General features: G+C 65.0%; 3 protein-coding genes. 2 read left to right on the top strand and 1 reads right to left on the bottom strand.

Features of this window, described 5'->3' with window-relative positions:
* Nucleotides 1–868: OB-fold nucleic acid binding domain-containing protein (locus tag QMZ05_RS40630; RefSeq protein ID WP_353705861.1), on the top strand; the 868-nt coding region annotated here is incomplete at its 5' end.
* A 214-nt stretch (nucleotides 869–1,082) separates the two neighbouring features.
* Here the strand turns inward: QMZ05_RS40630 and QMZ05_RS40625 are convergent.
* Complete coding sequence (locus tag QMZ05_RS40625; RefSeq protein ID WP_353705860.1) at nucleotides 1,083–1,853, bottom strand: SDR family oxidoreductase; 771 nt, start codon at nucleotides 1,851–1,853, stop codon at nucleotides 1,083–1,085.
* 219 nt (nucleotides 1,854–2,072) lie between these two features.
* Between QMZ05_RS40625 and QMZ05_RS40620 the strand changes: the two genes are divergently transcribed.
* A complete protein-coding gene (locus QMZ05_RS40620; RefSeq protein ID WP_146984930.1) occupies nucleotides 2,073–2,609 on the top strand; it encodes a heme-binding protein in 537 nt (178 codons plus the stop codon).
* Nucleotides 2,610–2,908: the final 299 nt, after the last annotated feature.

The raw sequence follows: 2,908 nt of genomic DNA, 5'->3' as shown, positions 1-2,908 counted from the left end.
CAAGGGGGGAGGGAACCCGCCCACCTCCCGCGCGGCCTTGGACGGAGATGAGTTGGACTGGGCCGACCGCATCGTCGCGGCGCGCAACCGCCGGCCGTTCGCCTCGCTGGAGGATTTCGCCCGCGATACCGCTCTGCCCAAGCGCGCGCTGATCCTGCTCGCCGATGCCGATGCGTTCCGCTCGCTCGGGCTCGACCGCCGCGAGGCGCTGTGGGCGGTGCGGCGGCTGCCCGACGACGTGCCGCTGCCGCTGTTCGAGGCCGCCACCGCGCGCGAGCAGCCGGATGAGGGCGCAAAACCGCTGCCGGAGATGCCGCGTCCCGAGCAGGTGGTCGCCGACTATCAGACCATCCGCCTGTCGTTGAAGGGGCACCCGATGGAATTCCTGCGCGAGATGTTCACCAAAGAGCGCGTCGTCGCCTGCCACACCATCAACCGCAGCAACGATCGCCGCCGCGTTCGTTGCGCCGGCGTGGTGCTGGTGCGGCAGCGGCCGGGCAGCGCCAAGGGCGTCGTGTTCATGACGCTGGAGGACGAGACCGGCATCGCCAACATTGTGGTGTGGCCGAAGGTGATGGAGCAGTACCGCAAGGAGGTGATGGGCGCGCGCCTGATCCTGGTCGAGGGCTATATCCAGAGCAGCCCCGAGGGCGTGACGCATCTGGTGGCGCAGCGCATGACCGACCGCTCCCACGATCTGATCGGCCTCGCCAATGAATCTCCTGTCAGCAAGCACCCAGTGCCGGCAGGTCCCGCGCTGATCGAGCCGCTCAACGACGACCGCCGCGATCACGGCGACAACTCGCCGCAAAGGATCCGCCACCCCCGCAACGTCCGCATCCTGCCGCCGTCGCGGGATTTTCATTGATCGTCGCGCGATGTCGGCTGCTGCTGATCTGGCTATCTACCCAACGTCGTCCTGGCCTAGTGCGCAATTGCGCACGGGAGCCAGGACCCATTACCACCACAGTGGATTGTGAAAGGGATCGTGGCCCCAGCCATCGCGCAGCAACGAGCTCTTGGGGTCATGGGTCCTGGCTTTCGCCAGGACGGCATCGAATGTATGGCGAAGTGCCTGCTCTCTAGAAATTCACCCGGTTCGAGATCGCGCCGTCGACGACGAGGTTCGAGCCGGTCGTGAACGAGGAGGCCGGACTCGCCAAGAACACCGCTGCATTGGCGATCTCCTGCGGCGTCGCCATACGGCCGGTCGGGTTGCGGGCCAGCGCATCCTGATACATCTTCGGCGTGTTCTGCTCGACCATGTTCCAGATGCCGCCCTTGAAATACACGGTGCCCGGCGACACTACGTTGACGCGGATTTTCTTCGCCGCGTATTGCCGCGCCAGTCCCTTTGCCATGTGCACCAGCGCCGCCTTGATCGGCCCGTAGGAGCCGGCGCGATCCGCCTGCGCCGCCGAGATCGACGAGATGATGATGAAGGCCGCATCGCCGGTCTTCTCGCCGCTCGCTTCGAGGAGCGGGCGCGCCGCCTCGAACGCGTTCACTGCGCCGAGCACGTCGAGCCGGAAATTCTGCTCCCAGGACGCCGGATCGCCGCCTTGCGCCATCGCGCCTGCATTGGAGAACAGCATGTCGATGCTACCCAATTCCGCTGCCGCCGCGGCAATCCACGATTTCAGCGCCGCAGCGTCGGTGATATCGACGGCCGCGCCGGTGACGCGCACACCCGCAGCCTTCAGTTCGGCAACAGCAGCCGCAACCTGCTCGGCATTGCGGGCGCAGACCGCGACGCCCACGCCTTCGCCGGCCAACGTCGCCGCGATGGCCCGCCCGATGCCGCGCGTGCCGCCGAGCACGATGGCGTTTCTTCCCTTCAATCCCAGATCCATTCGCATGTCCTTTGCTGATGCACGCAGACTGTAGCGTCCATTGCTGCATTGCGCGACCTCGATATCCCGCCGTTCTCACGCGATTTTCATCGCCGCGGAACGCATATCGCGCCGCACATCGATCGCTGCAGCCTTGTACGCCACGGGCCAGTTGCTATCGTCCCGGCCGCCCGGGCGATCGATCCGGGGCCTGCAACGACAAACATTCGGGAGCACTCCATGCGTTATCTCACTGCGCTTATCGGCGCGGCCTGCATCGCGTTCGTCTCGGCCACCGGCGCATTTGCCCAGGTGCCTTCCAATCCCGACAATCCCAACGACGTCGTCCCCGACGCGCTCGCGCCGCCGCCCTATGGCGAGCCGATCAACCTTGAAACCGCCAAGAAGGTCGCGGCTGCGGCGGTCGCCGAGACCCAGAAGCGAAACTGGAATGCGTTCTGCATCGCGATCGTCAATCCGGCCGGCGAGCTCGTCTATTTCGAGAAACAGGACAATTGCCAATACGCCTCGATCGGCGTCTCGCAGCACAAGGCGCGCACCACGACGCGCTATCGCCGGCCGACGCTGACGTTCGAAAACCTGATCGGCAAGGGCGCATACTTCACCTATCTCACGACCCTCGACGACGTGATCGCCTCGCGCGGCGGCAACCTCCTGATTGTCGACGGCAAGATCGTCGGCGCCATCGGTGTCAGCGGCGGTTCGGGCTCGCAGGACAATGTGATCTCGCTCGCCGGGCAAGCTGCGCTGAAATAGCGGCAAAAGGTGGGAGCTTCTGCCGGAGCTTCGGTCCGGCAGAATCTTTCGACGTATGATATGACTCAACGGCCGTGCAACATACTCAGTGTCGTCCCTGCGAAAGCAGGGACCCATAACCACGAATGCTGCTCGTTGGCCGATGCCGGTACGACGAGTCCCGTTCATAACTCCAGCCGCGGCGTATGGGTCCCTGCTTTCGCAGGGACGACATACGCGGCGTATGGGTCCCTGCTTTCGCACTAGGGCATGCACAGATCTGATGCGACAGATTGACTCGGACGCTGAGCCTGGGATTC

This window comes from Bradyrhizobium sp. INPA03-11B (assembly GCF_040446015.1).
Lineage (GTDB): Bacteria > Pseudomonadota > Alphaproteobacteria > Rhizobiales > Xanthobacteraceae > Bradyrhizobium > Bradyrhizobium macuxiense_A.
This window is presented reverse-complemented; position numbering and strand designations above follow the sequence as displayed.